This window comes from Kitasatospora sp. NRRL B-11411 (genome assembly GCF_000721345.1).
In the GTDB taxonomy this organism is placed as follows: Bacteria; Actinomycetota; Actinomycetes; order Streptomycetales; family Streptomycetaceae; genus Kitasatospora; species Kitasatospora cineracea.
In genome coordinates this window covers 90,757-110,262 of record NZ_JOGH01000003.1, presented here as the reverse complement: position 1 = coordinate 110,262, position 19,506 = coordinate 90,757, and the positions used below count along the sequence as shown (strand labels likewise).

General features: G+C 74.1%; 16 protein-coding genes. 7 read left to right on the top strand and 9 right to left on the bottom strand.

Translation table 11 applies throughout. From position 1 onward, the window contains the following. Positions 1 to 9 precede the first annotated feature (9 nt). The gene (locus tag IH44_RS0102910) at positions 10 to 1,173 is read right to left on the bottom strand and encodes an inorganic phosphate transporter (protein ID WP_030457767.1); all 1,164 of its coding nucleotides are present in this window, start codon (positions 1,171 to 1,173) and stop codon (positions 10 to 12) included. Positions 1,174 to 1,507: 334 nt separating this feature from the next. On the opposite strand from IH44_RS0102910, the gene IH44_RS0102905 reads away from it, so the two are divergent. After that, on the top strand, positions 1,508 to 2,980 hold the full coding sequence (locus IH44_RS0102905) for an NlpC/P60 family protein (protein WP_051816484.1): 1,473 nt from the start codon (positions 1,508 to 1,510) through the stop codon (positions 2,978 to 2,980). A gap of 79 nt (positions 2,981 to 3,059) precedes the next feature. Here IH44_RS0102905 and IH44_RS0102900 read toward each other — a convergent pair whose 3' ends face one another. The 3 genes from IH44_RS0102900 to IH44_RS0102890 all read right to left on the bottom strand — a co-directional run bounded on the left by IH44_RS0102900 (position 3,060) and on the right by IH44_RS0102890 (position 8,305). Then, the gene (locus IH44_RS0102900) at positions 3,060 to 5,336 is read right to left on the bottom strand and encodes an FdhF/YdeP family oxidoreductase (protein ID WP_030457765.1); all 2,277 of its coding nucleotides are present in this window, start codon (positions 5,334 to 5,336) and stop codon (positions 3,060 to 3,062) included. 66 nt (positions 5,337 to 5,402) lie between these two features. Further along, positions 5,403 to 7,289, bottom strand: a complete 1,887-nt coding sequence (locus IH44_RS0102895) for an FAD/NAD(P)-binding domain-containing protein (protein WP_030457764.1) — start codon at positions 7,287 to 7,289, stop codon at positions 5,403 to 5,405. 5 nt (positions 7,290 to 7,294) lie between these two features. Then, positions 7,295 to 8,305: an amino acid ABC transporter permease gene (locus IH44_RS0102890; protein ID WP_035953689.1), complete on the bottom strand. Its 1,011-nt coding sequence runs from the start codon at positions 8,303 to 8,305 to the stop codon at positions 7,295 to 7,297. A gap of 595 nt (positions 8,306 to 8,900) precedes the next feature. On the opposite strand from IH44_RS0102890, the gene IH44_RS0102885 reads away from it, so the two are divergent. Genes IH44_RS0102885 through IH44_RS0102860 form a run of 6 tightly spaced genes read left to right on the top strand, consistent with a single transcriptional unit; the run spans position 8,901 to position 14,224 of the window. Beyond that, positions 8,901 to 10,034 carry an LLM class flavin-dependent oxidoreductase gene (locus tag IH44_RS0102885; protein WP_030457762.1) on the top strand — a complete coding sequence of 378 codons (1,134 nt, stop codon included), beginning with the start codon at positions 8,901 to 8,903 and terminating at the stop codon, positions 10,032 to 10,034. After that, on the top strand, positions 10,031 to 10,549 hold the full coding sequence (locus IH44_RS0102880; protein ID WP_030457761.1) for a GNAT family N-acetyltransferase: 519 nt from the start codon (positions 10,031 to 10,033) through the stop codon (positions 10,547 to 10,549). Before IH44_RS0102885 ends, IH44_RS0102880 begins: the two co-directional genes overlap by 4 nt. Next, a complete protein-coding gene (locus IH44_RS0102875) occupies positions 10,546 to 11,472 on the top strand; it encodes an ABC transporter substrate-binding protein (RefSeq protein WP_030457760.1) in 927 nt (308 codons plus the stop codon). The genes IH44_RS0102880 and IH44_RS0102875 overlap by 4 nt, the downstream gene beginning before the upstream one ends. A 14-nt stretch (positions 11,473 to 11,486) precedes the next feature. Further along, positions 11,487 to 12,434 carry an amino acid ABC transporter permease gene (locus tag IH44_RS0102870; protein ID WP_030457759.1) on the top strand — a complete coding sequence of 316 codons (948 nt, stop codon included), beginning with the start codon at positions 11,487 to 11,489 and terminating at the stop codon, positions 12,432 to 12,434. Continuing rightward, positions 12,431 to 13,207: an amino acid ABC transporter ATP-binding protein gene (locus IH44_RS0102865; RefSeq protein WP_030457758.1), complete on the top strand. Its 777-nt coding sequence runs from the start codon at positions 12,431 to 12,433 to the stop codon at positions 13,205 to 13,207. The genes IH44_RS0102870 and IH44_RS0102865 overlap by 4 nt, the downstream gene beginning before the upstream one ends. A 30-nt stretch (positions 13,208 to 13,237) precedes the next feature. After that, complete coding sequence (locus tag IH44_RS0102860; protein WP_030457757.1) at positions 13,238 to 14,224, top strand: ABC transporter substrate-binding protein; 987 nt, start codon at positions 13,238 to 13,240, stop codon at positions 14,222 to 14,224. Between the two features lie 29 nt (positions 14,225 to 14,253). Here the strand turns inward: IH44_RS0102860 and IH44_RS0102855 are convergent, their stop codons facing one another. From IH44_RS0102855 to IH44_RS0102835, 5 genes are read right to left on the bottom strand one after another with little or no spacing between them, the layout of a single operon-like run. After that, positions 14,254 to 15,105: an STM4011 family radical SAM protein gene (locus tag IH44_RS0102855; RefSeq protein WP_030457756.1), complete on the bottom strand. Its 852-nt coding sequence runs from the start codon at positions 15,103 to 15,105 to the stop codon at positions 14,254 to 14,256. Next, the gene (locus IH44_RS0102850) at positions 15,102 to 16,427 is read right to left on the bottom strand and encodes an STM4012 family radical SAM protein (protein WP_030457755.1); all 1,326 of its coding nucleotides are present in this window, start codon (positions 16,425 to 16,427) and stop codon (positions 15,102 to 15,104) included. Before IH44_RS0102850 ends, IH44_RS0102855 begins: the two co-directional genes overlap by 4 nt. Further along, positions 16,424 to 17,248: an STM4013/SEN3800 family hydrolase gene (locus IH44_RS0102845; protein ID WP_030457754.1), complete on the bottom strand. Its 825-nt coding sequence runs from the start codon at positions 17,246 to 17,248 to the stop codon at positions 16,424 to 16,426. Before IH44_RS0102845 ends, IH44_RS0102850 begins: the two co-directional genes overlap by 4 nt. Position 17,249: 1 nt before the next feature. Next, positions 17,250 to 18,389, bottom strand: a complete 1,140-nt coding sequence (locus tag IH44_RS0102840) for an STM4014 family protein (RefSeq protein ID WP_051816483.1) — start codon at positions 18,387 to 18,389, stop codon at positions 17,250 to 17,252. Positions 18,390 to 18,400: 11 nt separating this feature from the next. After that, positions 18,401 to 19,351: an STM4015 family protein gene (locus tag IH44_RS0102835; protein ID WP_030457752.1), complete on the bottom strand. Its 951-nt coding sequence runs from the start codon at positions 19,349 to 19,351 to the stop codon at positions 18,401 to 18,403. Positions 19,352 to 19,506 lie beyond the last annotated feature (155 nt).

Here is a 19,506-nt window from a genome sequence, read left to right as displayed (position 1 = left end):
GGGTTCCTCTCAGGCCGCGAGGGTGGCCGGGGCGGCGGCGGTGGGCAGTTCGACGGCCGCGGGGGTCGCGTCCACCTCGTTGACGTTGTCCGCGTGCACCGGCTGGCGGCGCGAGACCAGCCACATCGAACCGGCACCCACCACCAGCGCCAGGCCCACCAGGGCCACGCCCCAGTTGCCGCGGTCGGCGACCAGCGCGGCCACGCCGGAGACCACGGCGGCGGCCGGCAGGGTCAGGCCCCAGGTGTAGGCCATCCGGCGGACCATGCCCCAGCGCAGCTTGCCGGACGGGCCGCCCAGGCCCGCGCCCATGATGCCGCCGGAGCAGACCTGGGTGGTGGACAGGCCGTAGCCCATGTGCGAGGAGGTCAGGATCACCGTCGCGGCCGCGGTCTCCGAGGCGAAGCCCTGCGGCGGCCGGATGTCGGCCAGGCCGGAGCCCATCGAGCGGATGATCCGCCAGCCGCCCATGTAGGTGCCGAGCGCGATGGCCAGACCGGCGCTGACGATCACCCAGACCGGCGGGTTGTCGCCCTTGTGCAGGGCGCCGGTCGAGATCAGGGTCAGCGTGATGATGCCCATGGTCTTCTGCGCGTCGTTGGTGCCGTGCGCGAGCGAGATCAGCGAGGACGAGAAGACCTGCCCCCGGCGGAAGCCCTTCTCGGTGCCCTCCTTCGGCGCGCCCCGGGTGATCAGGTAGGCCAGCTTGGTGGCACCCCAGGAGGCCAGGCCCGCGATGATCGGGGAGGCGACCGCCGGGATCAGGATCTTGGAGATCACGGTGGAGAAGTTCACGCCGTGCAGGCCGACCCCGACCACGGTGGCGCCGATCAGGCCGCCGTACAGGGCGTGCGAGGAGGACGAGGGCAGGCCCTTGAGCCAGGTCAGCAGGTTCCACAGGATCGCGCCGACCAGGGCGGCGAAGATGATCGAGGGCTGCAGTCCGGCCTTCTCGTTGACGAGGCCGCCCGAGATGGTGGTGGCGACCTTCACGGAGAGGAAGGCACCGGCGAAGTTCAGCACCGCCGCGATGGCGACGGCGACCTTGGGCTTGAGCGCGCCGGTGGCGATGGAGGTGGCCATCGCGTTGGCGGTGTCGTGGAAGCCGTTGGTGAAGTCGAAGGCGAGCGCCGTGATGATCACAACGGCCACCAGGAACGTGATGTGTTCCATACCCAAACAATCGTCGTAGTGGTCGGACTGACGTTGCTGTCCTCGGTGAAGGTAGGAAGCCTCGGTGAACGGGAGGTTAACTGGGTGCGGAGTCGGGGTTCCGTTAGTGGCCCGGGAGTTGCCGGACTGTCGGATTCCCATGGAGGTCAGGGCCCTGCGGTGAGACCGTTCTCACACCCCGGACCGGATGAGAATTCACCCGGCGGTCCGGAAAGGGCCTGCCCCGAACCGCCCTCCACGTGGCAGGATCGGTCCGATCGCCGACGGACAACCAGGGGAGGGCCGGCCGATGGGGGCTGGGCAGCGGACCGAATCGACGGGACTGCGGCCTTGGGTGCGCGCCGCGCTGCGCTGCGGGGCGGTCCTCGCCGCCGCCGCGCTCACCCTGCCGTTCTTCGGTTCCGCGGCGTACGCGATACCCGAACCGGGCGGTGCGCCGAAGGTCTCCGCCGGGTCCGACCCGCTGGCCGACGCCAAGCGCACCCTCGGGCCGCTGCTCGACCAGCTGCACGCCCTGTACCAGCAGGCCGAGACCGCCACCGAGCAGTACAACGGCACCGTCGCCAAGCTCACCGAGCAGCAGACCACCGTCGAGGACCTGAAGAACCGGGCCGCCCGGCAGCAGGAGGCCGTCGACGCCGGCAGCGACCTGGCCTCGCAGCTCGCCGCCGCGCAGTACCGCAACAACCAGGTCTCCGGGTACGCCGAGCTGCTGATGGCCGAGAACCCGTACGAGGCCGTGGTCATCGCCGAACTGCTGAACTCCGCCGGGCGCTCGCAGAAGGACTTCCTGGACCGGCTCAAGTCGGACCGGGACACCCTGGCCGCGCTGCGGACCGCCGCCGAGCAGGCCGTCGCCCAGTCGCAGGCGCTGGCCGCCGAGCAGGAGAAGGCGAAGAACGACGTCGCGCAGAAGCTGGCCGAGGTCGAGCAGCTGGTCGGCTCGCTCACCGGCGCCCAGCGCGACGAGCTGGCCGAGCTGGAGAAGCAGGAGGCGAACGAGGCCCAGCTGGCCTTCCTGGCCTCCGGGGCGATCGGCAAGGGCGAGCGGACGCCGTCGGCGATGGGCCGCAAGGCGGTCGCCTGGGCGCTGCAGCAGCTCGGCAAGGACTACGTGTGGGGCGGCGCCGGGCCGGACGTGTTCGACTGCTCCGGCCTCACCTCGCAGGCCTGGCTGCACGCCGGGCAGGCCATCCCGCGCACCAGCCAGGAGCAGTGGGCGCAGCTCAAGCACGTCCCGCTGAACCAGGTCCGGCCCGGTGACCTGATCGTCTACTTCGGCGGCGCCACCCACATCGGGATGTACATCGGCGGCGGCCTGATCGTGCAGGCCCCGCACACCGGCGACGTGGTGAAGGTCTCGCAGATGGGCGCGATGCCGATCCTGGGCGCGGTCCGGCCGGACGGGGACGACGCGCCGGACGTCGCGGGCGGCGAGTGGAAGGTGCCGGACGTGCCGCTGGGCGCAGTGAAGATCCAGCCCGCCAAGCCCTCGACGCTGCCGACCCCGCCCGCGACGCCGACCCCGACGCCGACCCCGACCGCGCCCGGGACGCCGACCGGGACGCCGACGGATCCCTCCGGGTCGGGCTCGCCCAGCGGTTCGGGATCGCCGAGCGGTTCGGCCACGCCCAGCGGTTCGGGCTCCGCCTCCGCCCCGCCCAGCGGCACCGGGACGGGCACGCCGAGCGGCACGGGGACGCCCGGTGCCGGTACGACGCCGAGCAGCGTCACGGCGTCCGGCACCGGGGGCTCGCCGAGCGCGGCCGATTCGGTGACGCCCTCGGGGAGCCGGTCGGCGGGCTGAGGACGGACGGGAGGGGCCGGCGGCGCAGCTGCGACGCCGGCCCCTCGCCGTCTCCGCCGTCCGCCCGCCGGGCCCGCGGTCAGCCGGCCGGTTCCAGCCGGACCAGGACCGACTTGGAGGTCGGGGTGTTGCTGATGTCGGCCGTGGAGTCCAGCGGGACCAGGACGTTGGTCTCGGGGTAGTAGGCGGCGGCGCCGCCGCGGGCGACGGGGTAGTGGACGACCCGGAAGTGCGGGGCGCGGCGTTCGGCGCCGTCGCTCCACTCGCCGACCAGGTCGACGAACTGCCCGTCGGCGAGGCCGAGTTCGGCGGCGTCGGCGGGGTTGACCAGCACCACCCGGCGGCCGCCGGTGATGCCGCGGTAGCGGTCGTCCAGGCCGTAGACGGTGGTGTTGTACTGGTCGTGCGAGCGGAGCGTCTGGAGCAGCAGGCGGCCCGCGGGGACCTCGGGGGCGGTCAGCGGGTTGACGGTGAAGTTGGCCTTCCCGGTGGCGGTGGGGAAGGTGCGGCTGTCGCGCGGGGCGTGCGGGAGGGCGAAGCCGCCGGGGCGGCGGACCCTGGCGTTGTAGTCGTCGAAGCCGGGCACGACCCGGGCGATCCGCTCGCGGATCCGGTCGTAGTCGAGGGCGAACTCCTCCCAGGGAGTGGGGTCCTGGGGGCCGAGGACGGCGCGGGCGAGGCGGGTGACGATGGCGACCTCGGAGAGCAGGCCGGGCGCGGGCGGGCGCAGGCCGCCGCGGGAGGAGTGCACCATGCCCATGGAGTCCTCGACGCTGACGAACTGCTGCCCGGCGGCGGTCAGGTCGCGGTCGGTGCGGCCCAGGGTGGGCAGGATCAGCGCGCGGGCGCCGGTGACCAGGTGCGAGCGGTTGAGCTTGGTGGAGACGTGCACGGTGAGGCGGCAGTTGCGCATCGCGGCCTCGGTGGCGTCGGTGTCGGGGCTCGCCGAGACGAAGTTGCCGCCCATCGCGAAGAACACCTTCACCCGGCCGTCGCGCATCGCCCGGATGGTGTCCACGGTGTCGTGGCCGTGCGCGCGCGGCGGCTCGAAGGCGAACTCCTTGCCCAGGGCGTCCAGGAAGGCGGTGGAGGGGCGTTCGAAGATGCCCATGGTGCGGTCGCCCTGCACGTTGCTGTGCCCGCGGACGGGGCAGACCCCGGCGCCCGGGCGGCCCACGTTGCCGCGCAGCAGCAGGAAGTTGACCACCTCGCGGATGGTGGGGACGGAGTGCTTGTGCTGGGTGAGGCCCATCGCCCAGCAGACGATGACCTTCTGCGAGCCGAGCACCAGGCGGTGCAGCTCCTCGATCTGCGCCCAGGGCAGGCCGGTGGCGCGCAGCACGGCCGCCCGGTCCAGCTCGGCGGCCTCGGCGGCGAACTCGTCGTAGCCGGCGCAGTGTTCGGCGACGAACGCCTCGTCGACGGCGCCGGGGGTGGTGAGCAGCAGGTGGTTGAGGGCGCGGAACAGGGCCAGGTCGCCGCCGAGCCGGATCTGCAGGAACAGGTCGGTGAGCTTCGTGCCGCCGCCGACCAGGCCGCGCGGGGTCTGCGGGTTCTTGAACCGCTCCAGCCCGGCCTCGGGCAGCGGGTTGACGCTGACGATCTTCGCGCCGGCCCGCTTGGCGCGCTCCAGGGCGGAGAGCATCCGGGGGTGGTTGGTGCCCGGGTTCTGGCCCGCCACGATGATCAGGTCGGCCTGGTACAGGTCCTTGAGCGAGACGCTGCCCTTGCCGACGCCGAGCGTCTCGGTGAGCGCCGAACCCGAGGACTCGTGGCACATGTTGGAGCAGTCCGGCAGGTTGTTGGTGCCGAACCGGCGGGCGAACAGCTGGTACGCGAAGGCGGCCTCGTTGGAGGTCCGGCCGGAGGTGTAGAACGCGGCCCCGTCCGGGGAGCCGAGCGCGGCCAGCTCCTCGGCGACCAGCGCGAAGGCGGCGTCCCAGCCGATCGGCGCGTAGTGGGTGGCGCCCTCGTCCAGCAGCATCGGGGTGGTGAGCCGGCCCTGCTGGCCGAGCCAGTAGCCGGAGCGCTCGGCGAGGTCGGCGACCGGGTGCTCGGCGAAGAAGGCCGGGGTGATCCGGCGCTCGGTGGCCTCCTCGGCGACGGCCTTGGCGCCGTTCTCGCAGAACTCGGCCAGGTGCGGCTTGTCCGGCTCGGGCCAGGCGCAGCCCGGGCAGTCGAAGCCGCCGGGCTGGTTGATCCGGCGCAGGGTGGCCAGTGTCCGGCCCGGGGACATCTGCTCGGCGGCCATCCGCAGGGTGTGCCCGATCGCGGGCAGCCCGGCGGCGGCGTGGGCCGGGGGCCCGACGTGCGGGGCGTCCTGGGCGGGGTCGCGGTGCGGGGGCTGCTTGGCCATGGCGGTTCTCCGGAGGGCTCGGGTGCTTGGAGCGTATCCGGTGCGGGTGCGGCGCGGGCCGGGCCCTCAGTCCTCCTTCTGGAGTTCGGTGAGCAGGCGGCGGGCGACGGCGTCGTTCTGCCGGAAGGACGGGGCGTCGGTGCGCGGGCGGGCGAAGGCGGCCGGGGCGCGGGTGGTGGTGGGGGCGCCCAGGGCGGTGCGGCGCGGGTGCGGGCGGCCGCCGAGGGCGGGGTCGAGCAGGCGGGCGTCGGGGTCGGTGCGGACCAGGCCGGAGCGGTAGCGGTGGCCGTCCGGGTCGGTCAGCTCCTCCTCGTCGATCCGGCCCTCGCGCAGCAGGTGGCGCAGCAGCGGGTCGCCGGTGCGGCCGAGGTCGTGCCGGGGCAGGAAGGCGTCGACCAGGGCGGTGCCGTGGACGTGGTGGCCGGGCAGGGCGGGGGAGGAGGCGCGGAAGGTGCCGTGCTGCTCGTCGAGGTCGACCCGCAGGTCGGGGCCGAGGAAGTGCAGCAGTCCGGCGTCGGAGAGGGCCAGCAGCTGCTCCAGCCGGAAGCCGGGCGGGCCGGAGGCGTAGAAGGAGAAGAAGCCCTGCCACCAGCCGTCGAGTTCGGCGGCGGTGGAGCGGGCGGTGAGCGGGTGGACGGGCAGCAGGCGGACGAGCTGGCCGTAGAGCGAGAGCAGGGCGTGGAAGGCGCCGAGGTCGGCGCTGTGCCGCAGGTCGGAGCGGCGGGCCAGGTCGGCGCGCAGGTAGGCGCGCAGGTGCTGCTGGAGCTCGGCGGGGCTGCCGACCCGCAGGCCGGCCAGCGGGCGGTCCAGGCGCTCCAGGTCGAGCCGGTCCTCGGGGTCGGGGACGGCGGCGGCGACCAGGGCGGCGCGCTCGGGGCCGTACCAGGGGAGGCGGTCGTAGGCGGCGAGGAACTCGGCCCAGGGCAGGGCGGTGCGTTCGGGGTGGCCGTGGAACAGCTCGTGGTAGTAGCCGAAGCCGATCTCCTTGGCCATGGCGGGCCACAGGTCGCGCTTGAACTCGATGGTCCCGTCCGGGAGTTCGAGGTCGGGGCCGAAGTAGCGGGGCAGCGGCGGGGGCGGGCCCTGGAGCCGGTAGCCGGTCTTGGCGTGGTACGGGACGCCGCGCCGGGAGCCCGCGTGCAGCACCGGTTCGCGGCCGGACGGGTGGTAGCGCAGGCCGCCGCCGGGGCGCGGGGTGAAGCGGCCGCCGCGGCCCTCGGTGAGCAGCGCGACCAGGTCGACGAAGGCCAGGCCGAGGCCGCGGACGATCACCTGCTCGCCGGGGGCCAGGCCGGACAGGTCGGCGTCGGCGGTGAACGCGGGCGGCAGGTAGCCGCGGCCGTGCCGGGCGGCGAAGGCGCGGGCGGCGGCGGTGTCGGGGCCGGGCGCGGAGTCCAGGTGGCCGAGGGCGAGCACCACCCGGTCGGCGAGCAGCACGGTGTCGGAGAGGTGGACGCGCTGCGGGCCGGCCGGGTCGCCGGTGATCCGCAGGGCGGTGTCCCGGTGGACGAACAGCCGTACGTTGTCCGGGAGTTCGGCGGCGGCCCGGCGCAGCGTCCAGTCCAGGTAGGCGGACTGGACCCGCCGGGTCGGGAAGTCGGTGGGGGCCAGGGTGCGCAGCTCCGCGGCCACCTCCGGGTCCTCGACCGGCAGGTGCGGGGGGTGGGCGGCCGGGTCGGCGGCCCACTCGGCGAGCGAGGGGCCGGGGCGGACCGGGCCGTCCATGGTGGTGCGCTCGTCGGTGAACATGGTGACGTCCTCGGCCATCGAGTTCATCCGCAGCAGCGGGGACTGCGCGCGCCGCCAGATCCGGCCCCCGCCGGGCGGGTGCGGGTCGACCAGGTGGACGTCCAACTCCACGCCGGGGCCGAGCAGTTCGGGGGCGTTGGCGGCGATCCGCTCCAGCAGGCCGGTGCCCCGCGGACCGGCCCCGACCACGACCAGGACGGGCACCGCGCTCACCGCCCGACCGCGCGCCGGACGGCCGCCCGGGCCCGCTGCCACGGGGTCGGCGGCAGCCCGGCGCGGGTGGCGCCGCGGGCGAAGTGCCGCTCCAGGTAGTACTGGCCGACCGACAGCACGCTGGTCACCGCCACGTACCAGAGGGTCGCCACCAGCAGCAGCGGGATCACCTGGTACGTCTGGTTGTAGACCAGCTGGGCGGAGAACAGCAGGTCGTGGACGGCCAGCACGCTGATCACCGAGGTGCCCTTGAGGGTGCCGATCAGCATGTTCCCGGCCGGCGGCAGGATCGCCCGCATCGCCTGCGGCAGCACGATCCGGCGCAGCACCCGGCCGCGGCCCAGGCCCAGCGAGGCGGCCGCCTCCAACTGGCCCTGGTCGACCGACTGGACGCCGGAGCGCACCACCTCGGCGGCGAACGCGGCCTCGTGCAGGGTCAGCCCGATCACCGCGGTGAGCGCCGGGCCGAGCAGGTCGACGGTCCGCACCGCGAACAGCTCGCCGCCGAACGGCAGGCGCAGCGACAGCTCCGGGTACAGCGCGCCGATGTTGAACCAGAACAGCAGCTGGACCAGCAGCGGAGTGGCCCGGAAGATCCACACGAAGCCCCAACTCAGGCTCTGCAGCACCGGGTTGCCGGAGAGCCTGGCCACCGCCAGCACGGTGCCCAGGGCGAAGCCGAGGGCCGTCACCGCGCCGGTCAGCCACAGCGTCAGCAGCAGGCCGCGCAGGATCGACGCCGAGGTCAGGTAGGCGCCGACCACCGGCCACTCGAAGGCCGGATTGCCGGCCAGCGAACGCACCAGCAGGGCCGTGGCGAGCAGCGCCAGCCCGCCGCTGACGTACCGCCCGGGGCGGCGGCGGGGCACGATCGCCAGCCCGGCCGGAACGGCTTCGGGCACGGGTACGGAGGGCGCAGCGGGTGCGGCGGGCGCGGAGGCGGGGCCGGGCGGGGTCGGCGGCGCGGTGGACCGGGCGCGGGCGGACGGGACGGCGGGCGAGGCCATGGACGGCTCCCTCGGGCGGCGGGCAGGCGGTGTCCGCATGCCGTCACCCATGCGCGCCGCGTCCCTCAACGCGGCTGGGACCGGCGGCAGTTCGGCCGGGCCCGGGGCAGTACTCGCTCCACCGCGATCGTACGGGCGGACGGGCGCGCCCTGTCAAGGACGCGGGTGTGACGTCGGTGTTTCGTCCGCGGGGGAGAGGTTGACGGACCCTCGGCGGCACTGTTCAACTGTTCGGCATGACAGCCGGACAGCCCGCCCTGGTGACGCGCGGCCACATCGACTTCGGTCGGGTGTGGTCCGCCGCGTGTCGCGGCTGACCCGGCAGCGGGCCGCCTGACCGGCCCTTCTCCCTTCCGGGAGCCCTCCCTCGGTCGCCCTGTCGCGGGCCGGGACGCCGTCCGTCCGGACGGACCACCAGGCGTACGCTGCCGCCCCCCTAGCGTTCCCGCTCGCTCCTGAGCCGGCGCCCCGTCACGCGCCGTACGCCCGCTTTCCCCGTCCTTCCCCCGTTCTTCCCACCCGCGTCCGCACCCGCCCGCCGGGGCGTCCCCCGGCCTGCCCGGACGCGGCCCCACCCGACCGGAAGAGGCCAGCCATGCCCGTCGAGTTCCTCGGAATCGCCGCCACCGGCGACGGTTCGGAGACCACCGCCCGCACCACCCACGCCTTCGACCGCGACTACACGCTGCGCCTGGCCCGTGCCCACGAGGACCACGGCTGGGACCGGGTGCTGTTCGCCTACGGCGCCGGCTCGCCCGAGCCCGCGGCCGCCGCCGCGTACCTCGCCGCCAAGCTCGACAAGCTGCAGATCCTGCTCGCGCACCGCCCGAACGTCTCGTACCCGACCTTCGCCGCCAAGACCTTCGCCACCCTGGACCGGATCAGCGACGGCCGGCTCACCGTGCACTTCATCACCGGCGGCAACGACCACGAGCAGCAGCGCGAGGGCGACTTCCTGCCCAAGGACCGCCGCTACGACCGCACCCGCGAGTACATCGGCATCGTCAAGCGGGCCTGGACCAGCCGCGAACCCTTCGACCACGAGGGCGAGTTCTACCGCTTCAACGACTTCGTCTCGGACGTCTTCCCGGTCCAGCAGCCCCGGCCGGACGTCTCCTTCGGCGGCTCCTCGCCCGCCGCGTTCGCGGCCGGCGGCGCCGAGGCCGACATCTACGCGCTGTGGGGCGAACCGCTGGCCCGCACCGCCGAGCAGATCGAGCTGGTGAAGGCCGCCGCCCGGGCCGCCGGGCGCACCGACACCCCGCGGATCCAGGTCGCCTTCCGGCCGATCATCGCGCCCACCGAGGAACTCGCCTGGGAGAAGGCGCACCGCACGGTCGCCGCGATCAAGGACCGCCGGGAGGCGAACGACCTGGTCCGCCGCCGGCTCACCAGCGGCGCCGGGCCGGAGAACGCCGGCTCGCAGCGGCTGGTGGAGATCGCCGAGGCCGGCGAGCGCTACGACCGCGCGCTGTGGACCCCGACCGCGGCCGCCACCGGCGGCGCCGGCAACTCCAACGCCCTGGTCGGCACGCCCGAGACGGTCGCCCAGGCGCTGCTCGACTACTACGACCTCGGCGTGGACATCCTCTCCGCCCGCGGCTACGACCACGTCGGCGACGCGATCGACTTCGGCCGCCACGTCATCCCGATCGTCCGCGAGGAGGTCGCCAAGCGGGACGCCGCCAAGGCGGCCGACGCGACCAAGGCCGGGGCCGCTGCCGCATGAGCGCCCTGACCGTCGAGCGGGCCGTCCTCGGCGACCCCCTCACCGAACCGCTGATCCGCGAGCTCACCCACGAGTACGTCACCCGCTACGGGCCCGGCGGCCACGAGGAGATGGCCCGCTACGGCGCCGAGGAGTTCACCCCGCCCGACGGGCTGCTGCTCCTGCTGCTGCGCGACGGCGTGCCAGTGGCGGGCGGCGCCTACCGCCGCCACCGCGACCCGCGCACCGCCGAGGTGAAGCGGATGTGGACCGCCGCCGCGCACCGCCGCCAGGGCCTGGGCCGCCGGGTGCTGGCCGAACTGGAGTCCGCCGCCCGGGAGGCCGGCTACCGCCGGATCTTCCTGACCACCGGCCCGCGCCAGCCCGAGGCCAAGGGCCTCTACCTGGCGGCCGGCTACACCCCCCTGTTCGACCCCGACGCGGCCCCGGAGGAGTTCCGGCCGCTCCCGTTCGAGAAGCACCTGCCCACCACTGGCACGGCCGCCGCGGCGGCCGGAAAGGCACCGACCCGATGAAGCGCCACCTCCCCGCCCTCGCGCTGGCCACCGTCGCCGCCCTGGCACTGGCGGGCTGCGGCTCCGACCCGGCGGCCGCCCCGAAGGCCGCGCCGGTCGGCGTCCAGCCCGGCCAGGACGTGCTGTCGGACGTGCGCAAGAGCGAGGCGGCCGCCGCGCTGCTGCCCGCCGAGGTGCGGGCCGCCGGCACGATCAAGCTCGGCGGCGCGGTCGGCACCCCGCCCGGGGCGTACTACCCGGAGGGCAAGAAGGAGCTCACCGGGCTGGACGTCGACCTGGTCAACGCCGTCGCCGCGGTGCTCGGGGTGAAGGTGCAGCGCGAGGACGCCGCGTTCGAGACCATCCTGCCCGCGCTCGGCAGCGGCAAGTACGACGTCGGCACCGGCAACTTCGGCGTCACCACGGCCCGGTTGAAGACCGTCGACTTCGTCACCTACATCGACGACGGCCAGGGCTTCGCGGTGCGCGCCGACAACACCGCGCTGACCACCGTCACCGACCTGGCCCAGCTGTGCGGCCTGACCATCGGCACCGGCGCCGGCACCACCTTCGAGGCCACCCTGAACGCCAAGAAGGACGTCTGCGCGCAGGCCGGCCGGAAGCCGTACGAGGTCAAGGTGTTCTCCGAGAACGGCGCCGTGGTCACCGGCCTCCAGCAGGGCCGGCTGGACGCGGTGATGTCCACCATCAACGGCCTGCGCTACCAGGCGAACCAGCCCGGCGCGAAGACCCGCTTCCTGGGCGAGTACCACCGCCTCGACGTCGGCTTCGCGTTCAAGAAGGGCTCGCCGCTCACCCCCGCCTTCCAGGCCGCCGTCAACGAGCTGATCAAGGACGGCAGCTACCGGAAGATCCTGGCCAAGTGGGGCACCGCCGACTCGGCGATCACCGAATCCCTGATCAACCCGCCCGAGCACCCCTGACCACGGAGCCCCCGATGACCGCCGTGACCCCCGAGAAGACCCTTCCGCTACGACAACCCGCCGACGACGGGCCGGAGTTGACGATCGTCCCGCACCGCCGCCCGTGGCGGCTGGCGGCCGGCCTGGCCGCCCTGGTGCTGGCCGCCCAGTTCGTCCACGGGCTGGCCGTCAACCCCGGCTGGGACTGGCCGACCTTCCGCGCCTTCGTGTTCTCCGACAGCATCCTGCGCGCGGTCGGCACCACCCTCCAACTCACCGCCTACGGCACCGTCCTGGGCTTCGCGCTGGGCGCGGTGATCGCCGCGCTGCGGCTGTCCGGCAGCCCGATCCTGCGCACCATCGCCTGGACGTACGTGTGGGCGTTCCGCTCGATCCCGCTGATCGTGCAGCTGGTGTTCTGGTTCAACCTGGCCTACCTGTACAAGCGGATCGGGATCGGCGTCCCGTTCGGCCCGACCTTCGCCTCCTTCGGCACCATGGACCTGCTCGGCGCGCTCGGCGCGGCCGTCCTCGGCCTGGCCCTGCACCAGGCCGCGTACGCCGCCGAGATCATCCGCGGCGGGGTGCTCGCGGTGGACGCCGGGCAGCTCGAAGCCGCTGCCGCGCTCGGCATCCCGCGCTTCCGGCAGGCCTGGCGGATCGTGCTGCCGCAGGCCATGCGCGGCATCCTGCCGAACGCCGCCAACGAGGTGATCTCGCTGTTCAAGGGCACCTCGATCGTCTACGTGATGGCGATCGGCGAGCTCTTCTACCAGGTGCAGGTGATCTACGGCCGCACCGGCCGGGTGGTGCCGCTGCTGATGGTCGCCACCGTCTGGTACGTGCTGCTGACCACCGCGCTCTCGCTGGTCCAGTACTGGGTCGAGCGCTACTTCGCCCGCGGCAGCGGGCGCGGCGCGCCGCCCACCCCCTGGCAGCGGCTGCGGGCCGCCGCCACCGAGAACGAGGAGGAGCGGGCATGAGCGGCGAAGGCGCGACGGCCATGGTCGAAGTGCGCGGCGTGCACAAGCGGTTCGGGCGGCTGGAGGTGCTGCGCGGCATCGACCTGGACGTGCGGCCCGGCACCGTCACGGTGGTGCTCGGCCCGTCCGGCTCCGGCAAGTCCACCCTGCTGCGGGCGGTCAACCACCTGGAGAAGCTCGACCGGGGCCACGTCCGGGTGGACGGCGAGCTGATCGGCTACCGGCGGGTCGGCGACAAGCTGCGCGAACTGCCCGAGCGGGAGGTGCTCAGGCAGCGCACCCGGCTCGGCTTCGTGTTCCAGAACTTCAACCTGTTCCCGCACCTGACCGTGCTGGAGAACCTGGTCGAGGCCCCGGTCGGCGCGCTCGGCGTCCCCAAGGCCGAGGCCCGGGCCCGGGCCCGCGACCTGCTGGAGCGGGTCGGCCTCGCCGACAAGGCCGACGAGTACCCGCGCCGGCTCTCCGGCGGCCAGCAGCAGCGGGTCGCCATCGCCCGGGCGCTCGCCCTGGAGCCCAAGGTGCTGCTGTTCGACGAGCCGACCTCCGCGCTCGACCCCGAACTGGTCGGCGAGGTGCTCGACGTGATCAAGGACCTGGCCCGCACCGGCACCACCATGATCGTGGTCACCCACGAGATCGGCTTCGCCCGCGAGGTCGCCGACACCGTGGTGTTCATGGACGGCGGCGTGGTGGTCGAACAGGGCCCGCCCGCCCAGGTGCTGGACGACCCGCAGCACGAACGCACCCGCGCCTTCCTCGCCAAGGTGCTCTGAACCCCCTTCCAGATCAAAGGAGTTGCCCGCATGTCCGTGTACCGCCGCACCAACGCCGCGGCCGCCGCCGCCCTCGTCGCCGCCCTGCTGCTCTCCTCCTGCGGCTCCTCGGGCAACGCCTCCGCCGACCTCGGCGCCAAGAAGGAGGGCACCGCGCCCAACGGCGTGAAGATCAACCTGACCCCGGACCAGAACCGGATCACCACCCCGAAGGTCGACGCGATCGCCGCCCTCGTCCCCGACGAGGTCCGCCGAAGAGGCACCCTCCGGGTCGCGGCGAACGTCGGCACCGTCCCGCCGCTCGGGTTCTACGCCACCGACGACAAGACCGTCATCGGCACCGAGCCCGACCTGGCGTACCTGATCGGCGACGTGCTCGGCCTGAAGGTCGAGATCGACCCGGTCTCCTGGGAGAACGTCTTCGTCGGCCTGGACAGCGGCAAGTACGACGCGGGCATCACCAACGTCACCGTCACCGAGGCCCGCAAGGAGAAGTACGACTTCGCCACCTACCGGCTCGACATCCTCGGCTTCGAGGCCAAGAAGGGCGGCAGCTGGAAGGTCAAGGGCCCGGCCGACGTCGCCGGGCACACCATCGGCGTCTCCTCCGGCACCAACCAGGAGAAGCTGCTGCTGGCCTGGAGCGAGCAGGACGTCAAGAACGGCCTCAAGCCGGTCGACGTGAAGTACTACCAGAACTCCTCCGACTACTACCTCGCCCTCGGCTCCGGCCGGATCGACGCCTGGCTCGGCCCCAACCCGGCCACCGCCTTCCACTCCGCGCAGACCGGCGAGACCGAGGTGATCGGCACCTACTCCGGCGCCGGGGACACCGTCCTCGGCAAGATCGCCGCCACCACCAAGAAGGACAACGGCCTGGTCAAGGCGCTCAACGGGGCGATCAACGAGGCCATCAAGAACGGCACCTACAGCCAGGTCCTCAAGCGCTGGGGCCTGGACAACGAGGCCGTGCCGACCTCCGAGATCAACCCGCCCGGCCTGCCCAAGACCGACTGACCCCCGCCGCGGCCGCCGGAGCGCATCCCTCACCACCCGTGCGGGATGCGCTCCAGCACGCCGCCCGCGAACACGTCGTACAGCGGCAGCGACTCCAGGTGCACGTACCCGATGTGGCAGTCGCAGCTCCCCAACGGGCAGGCCCGCGGCCGCAGTTGGGCCCGGTACGAGTCGTCGTACAGGTTGCCCAGCGGCGGCCGGACGAAGTGGCAGCGGCGCACCGTCCCGTCCCCGTCCACCGACACCACGCTCTCGCCCGTCCGGCACGGCAGCCCGGCGCTGCGGTGCGGGTGCCGGCTGTAGCCGAACAGCGGGTCCAGCTCCGTCCACCGCGCCGCCTCGGCGTCGGTGTACGTCAGCCCGTCGGCCGCGTTCACCCACAGGTACACCTCCGCCGGCAGCGCCGCCCGCAGCCGCCGGGCCGCCACCAGGTGCTCCGGCTGCCCGACCACGCCGACGCTGAACCGCACGCCCAGCGCGGTCAGTTCGGCGCACTTGGCGAGGAAGCGCGCTTCGGTCACCTGCCCCGGGTGGTACGTCACCCAGAGCGCCAGCTTCGCGCGGTCCGCCTCCGCCAGCCAGGCCGTCCGGCAGCTCGCGTTGGTCTGGATCGCCACCCGCTCCAGGTGCGGCAGCCGGCTCAGCTCCACCATCGCCCGCCGGTACCAGCTGCGCACCAGCCCCTCGCCCCACGGCGTGAACAGCACCGACAGCCGCCCGTGCTCGTACGCGGCCGCCCAGGCGGTGAACCGCTCCAGCGCCGCCCGGTCGGCCCGCAGCAGCTCCGGGGAGTCGCGCCGCTTGGCGAACGGGCAGTACGGGCAGTCGTAGTCGCAGGAGGACAGCGGGCCTCGGTAGAGCAGGGTCAGGTGCTCGCTCACTTGGCCGCGTACTCCGCCATGTTGGCGCGCACCGCGGCCGAGAACAGCCGCGGCCCCACCGCGTCCGACCAGGCCAGGCCCTCCGCGCTCAGCAGCAGCCGGGCCGGGTCCTGCGCCGACAGCCAGCCGCGGGCGGCGAACCCGGCCAGCTCGGTCGGGAAGTCCAGCTCCGGGGTGCTGCCGAAGCGCTCCCGATAGGCCGCCAGGTCGACGCCCTCGCCCTGCAGCAGCGACTGCACCAGGTGGCGGCGCCGGGTCTCCTCCGCCGTCATCGCCCAGCCCAGCTCGGCCCGGGAGAAGTCCGGCGCGGCCACGTAGTCGTCGATGATCCGGCGCACCTCGCGGGCGTCCACCGCGTAGTCGAAGGAGTAGTGCAGCCGCGAGGTGTACGAGCGGGCCCCGCAGCCCAGGCCCACCATGCCGTCGGTCTGGCAGGCGTACTCGCCCGCGCTCGCGCGCGCCGCGCCGACCCGGCGGAACATCCGCATCGACACCTGCTCGTACCCCTCGGCCAGCAGGTGGTCGCGGCCCGCCCGGTACAGCGCCAGCCGCTGGGCGTCCCACTCCGGGGAAGGGCCGGTCCCGTGCCGCCCGAGGCCGGTCAGCGGGCGGACGTACAGCGGGTACAGGTACAGCTCCTCCGGCTGCCACACCAGCGCCGCGTCCAGGGACTCGACCCAGCTGGCGGGCGTCTGGCCGTCGATGCCGTAGATCAGGTCGATGTTCAGCACCGGGAACCCGGCGTCCCGCACCCGGCCCAGCGCCGCCTCCACCGCGGCCCGCTTCTGCGGGCGCACCGCCGCCTTCGCCTCCCCGTCCAGGAAGGACTGCACGCCCAGGCTCAGCCGGGTCGTGCCGCGCTCGGCCAGCACCCGCAGCCGGTCCGCCGTCGCGGTGTCCGGCGAGGCCTCCACCGAGAGCGGGACCGCCCGCAGGTCCGCCCCCATCCGCAACTCGGCGATGTCGCACAGCCGTTCCAGCTCGGCCGCGCTCAGGTAGGTGGGCGTCCCGCCGCCGAACGCCGCCAGCGCGAACCGGGCGTCCGGCGCCAGCGCCTCCCGCACCTGCCGGGCCTGCCGCTCCAGCGCGTCCAGGTAGGCGGTGGTCAGCCCCTCCGGGCTGCCGATCCGGGTGAACAGGTTGCAGAACCCGCACCGCACCTCGCAGAACGGCACGTGCAGGTACAGCGAGAGCGCGTCCTGCTTCTCGCCCTCCCACAGCTCCGCCAGCCGCGGCCGCTCCGGCAGCGGGCGGTAGGCGGTCTTGTGCGGGTACGCGTAGACGTAGCTCTGGTACGGGGACTCGGCGGTGGCGGTGCTCATCGGGACTCCTGCGGCAGGCCGGCGGGAAGGGTGAAGTGCGCGTAGGGGACGGTCCAGACCACCTCGTGGCCGATCCGGTGCCCGGTGTACCCGTCCTCGCCGTACGCGGTGCCGTGGTCCGAGCAGACGATCGCGAAGCACGGCCGCCGGGCGCTCATCGCCGCGAACAGCCGCCCCACGTGCGCGTCCACGTACTCCAGCGCGGCGGCGTGGGTGGCCCGGCTGTCCCCGTCCGCGCGGGTCGCGCCCGGCAGGTGGAACCAGTTCGGCTGGTGCAGCGCCGAGACGTTGACGAACAGGAACAGCGGCTGCCCGGGCGGCTGCTCGGCCGCCACCCGCTCGGCCACCGCCACCTGCGACTCGAAGGAGGTCGGCGACGGCACGCCCAGCTCCGGCGCCCAGTGGCTCTCCTGGAACAGGCCCGGCAGCACCGAGCCGAGCGGGCCCTGCTTGTTGAAGAACCCCACCCCGCCGATGCACACCGTCCGGTACCCGGCCGCGGCCAGCGCCGTCGGCAGGTCCGGCGCGTCGAACACCCAGGTCCGCGACTCGGTGGTCTCCGACCCCGCGAACCGGGCCGCGAACAGCCGCGGGTGCGGCCCGTCCGGGGTGGCGGGCGTCGGCAGGAACCCGGCCAGGATCGCCTGGTGCGCGGCGTACGTGAAGCTGCCCGGCGAGTGCCGCCGCTCCCAGCCGTCGGGCGGCAGCACCTTCGCCAGGTTCGGCAGCCGGCCGGCCGCGAGCAGCTCCGCGGCGACGTCGAAGCGCAGCGTGTCGAGGGTGACCAGCAGCAGGTCGTGCGAACCGACGACCCGGTTCATGTCAGGCATCACAGCGGGCGGTCCTCCGGGCGTCCGGCACGGCGTCCGCCGTGCGGGAGTCCAACGCGTAGGCGGGCGAAGCCAGTTGGGCGGCATAGGTGTCGAGGCCCGGGGCCGGCCCGTCGGGCAGTCCGGGCAGGTTCGGGAGCAGGTCGCCGAAGGCGTTGACCTCGCCGACCAGGGCGCGCCGCCAGCGGGCGTGCGGGAGCAGGTCGACGCCGACCATCGGGGAGCGCGGGAAGCAGCGGGCGGCGGCCTCCGCGGTGGCCAGCAGCTCCGGCCAGTGCGGGCCGGCCGCCGCCCGGACCAGGTCGGTCCGGCCGCGGCCGCCGCCGAGGTGCAGGTTGGTCATCGGGTGCCGGCTGGTGCGGACCACCAGGTGGGTGGCCCGGCCGCCGACCACCACCACCCGCAGGTCCGCCGCCCGGCCGCCCTGGTCGGACTTCGGGACCCAGCGCTCGACGTGCAGCCCCTCCGGGGCGAGCCGGTCGACCAGCTCGGCGACCTCCGCCGCGGAGCGGTAGCGGCGCACCGCGAGCGAGTTGTGCAGCCCGTCCGGGGCGAGCTCCACCGAGGTGGTGGCCTGCACCCGCCCGCCCGGCCCGAACTCCAGCGCCACCACGCCGGACGCGGACGAGCCGTGCACCGGCTTGAGGAACACCCGGCGCATCCCGGCCCCGGCCAGCCGCTCCTTCAACTCCTCGAACCCGGACGGCAGTCCGCCGGGCAGCGCGGGCGGCACCGGCACCCCGGCGGCGGCCAGCCGGGCGTGCGCGGCCCGCTTGTCGAACATGGCGGCGATCTCGTCCGGGTCGCCGAGCAGCCGCACCCCGGGCCGGGCGGCCAGCGCGCGCAGCGCCGCCATGACGCCCGCGTACCAGGCCGGGCCGCCCTCGACCCGGGTCGGCGCGTAGCCCGCGCCGAGGACGGGCCCGCGCAGCAGCCGGTCCGCCTCCGGGTCCTCGCCGGGCGAGTCGACCCGGACCACCGCGCCGGGCGGCAGCCCGTACCGCCCGCGCAGCACCGCGGACCAGGGCAGCACGGCGGGCTCCGGCCGGCCGGCGGCCCGGGCCGCGGCGGCGAACAGGGCGGCCCGGCGGTGCCCCGGGCAGCCCAGGACGACCAGCTGGTGCGGCGTCACGTCGGCCCCGCCTACTCGGAGATGGCGACGTAGCGCCAGTTGTCGCCCGGGTCCTCGGCGCCGGAGAGGTCGACCGCGACGCCCGGCAGGGCGTCCCGCAGGCGCTGCTGCATGCCCTCGGTGAGGTAGTGGTGGTGCAGGTCCAGGGTCTTCAGGTGGGTCAGCGGCTGGCCCTCCAGCAGCGCGGCCGCGCCCTCGTCGGTGAACGCCCCCATGGACAGCGACAGCCCGGTCAGCCGGGGCACCACCGGGGCCCGGGCGACCAGCGCGGCGATCTGGTCCTGGAACACCGAGTCCTGCAGGCCCAGGTGGGTCAGCGCGGGCAGCTTGGCGCCGGACAGGAACGGCGCCAGGTCGTCCATCGTCCAGTTGCCGCCGTAGTTGTCGACGCCCAGCCACAGCTCCAGCTTCTCCAGCGCCGGGAAGTCGCAGGCGCCGACCGCGCGGACGATCTCGGCGGGCAGGCCGCCGGACTCGAACCGCAGCGCCTTCAGCCTCTCGTGCCGCACCGGCTTGAGGCCGAGCCGCTCCTTGTCGTCGTAGTCCTCGCTGGCGCCGCGCACCACCAGCTCCTCCAGCCGCGGGAACGCGGCGAACACCGGCGTGATGTCGCACATCTGGATCCAGGAGATCTCGCACTCCTCGAAGGTGATGTCGCCGAGGAACAGCGCGCGCAGCGCGGGCAGCCGGTCGGCGGCGGCGAGGATCAGCGGCAGCGCCTCGGACAGCGACTCCGGCTCCTCCGGGAACCAGCGGCCCAGCACCAGCGCGGTGACCCGCTCCGGCTCCACGGTGTCCAGGAACTTCTGCCAGAGCTCGGCGAACCCCTGCTCGTCGTCCCAGTCCAGGCCGATCCGCCAGGCGGTGGCGTCCGCCGCCGGGAGCTTCCCCTCCTTCTCGGCCTCCCGGAAGTCGGTCACCGGGAGGCCGTGGAACTCCTCGACGTGGTCGTTGATGGTCATGCGCTGCTCCTCGTTGCTCCGGATCGTGGTGCCGTGCTCATGCCGCGGTGGTTCGGTGTCGCTGCTGCCCGCAGTGGGCCGAGACCTGTCTACCAGCCGCCCGTGACGTTCACCCGCACGAAGGACCCCGGGGACGCGGAGTTGTCGGTGGGGCG

What these genes read in the sequence shown, in the direction of transcription:
- IH44_RS0102875 (WP_030457760.1), top strand. Translation starts at nt 10,546, where the DNA reads ATGAAGCGCCACCTCCCCGCCCTCGCGCTGGCCACCGTCGCCGCCCTG.
- IH44_RS0102900 (WP_030457765.1), bottom strand. Translation starts at nt 5,336, where the DNA reads ATGGCCAAGCAGCCCCCGCACCGCGACCCCGCCCAGGACGCCCCGCAC.
- IH44_RS0102880 (WP_030457761.1), top strand. Translation starts at nt 10,031, where the DNA reads ATGAGCGCCCTGACCGTCGAGCGGGCCGTCCTCGGCGACCCCCTCACC.
- IH44_RS0102890 (WP_035953689.1), bottom strand. Translation starts at nt 8,305, where the DNA reads ATGGCCTCGCCCGCCGTCCCGTCCGCCCGCGCCCGGTCCACCGCGCCG.
- IH44_RS0102865 (WP_030457758.1), top strand. Translation starts at nt 12,431, where the DNA reads ATGAGCGGCGAAGGCGCGACGGCCATGGTCGAAGTGCGCGGCGTGCAC.
- IH44_RS0102835 (WP_030457752.1), bottom strand. Translation starts at nt 19,351, where the DNA reads ATGACCATCAACGACCACGTCGAGGAGTTCCACGGCCTCCCGGTGACC.
- IH44_RS0102870 (WP_030457759.1), top strand. Translation starts at nt 11,487, where the DNA reads ATGACCGCCGTGACCCCCGAGAAGACCCTTCCGCTACGACAACCCGCC.
- IH44_RS0102885 (WP_030457762.1), top strand. Translation starts at nt 8,901, where the DNA reads ATGCCCGTCGAGTTCCTCGGAATCGCCGCCACCGGCGACGGTTCGGAG.
- IH44_RS0102845 (WP_030457754.1), bottom strand. Translation starts at nt 17,248, where the DNA reads ATGAACCGGGTCGTCGGTTCGCACGACCTGCTGCTGGTCACCCTCGAC.
- IH44_RS0102850 (WP_030457755.1), bottom strand. Translation starts at nt 16,427, where the DNA reads ATGAGCACCGCCACCGCCGAGTCCCCGTACCAGAGCTACGTCTACGCG.
- IH44_RS0102910 (WP_030457767.1), bottom strand. Translation starts at nt 1,173, where the DNA reads ATGGAACACATCACGTTCCTGGTGGCCGTTGTGATCATCACGGCGCTC.
- IH44_RS0102860 (WP_030457757.1), top strand. Translation starts at nt 13,238, where the DNA reads ATGTCCGTGTACCGCCGCACCAACGCCGCGGCCGCCGCCGCCCTCGTC.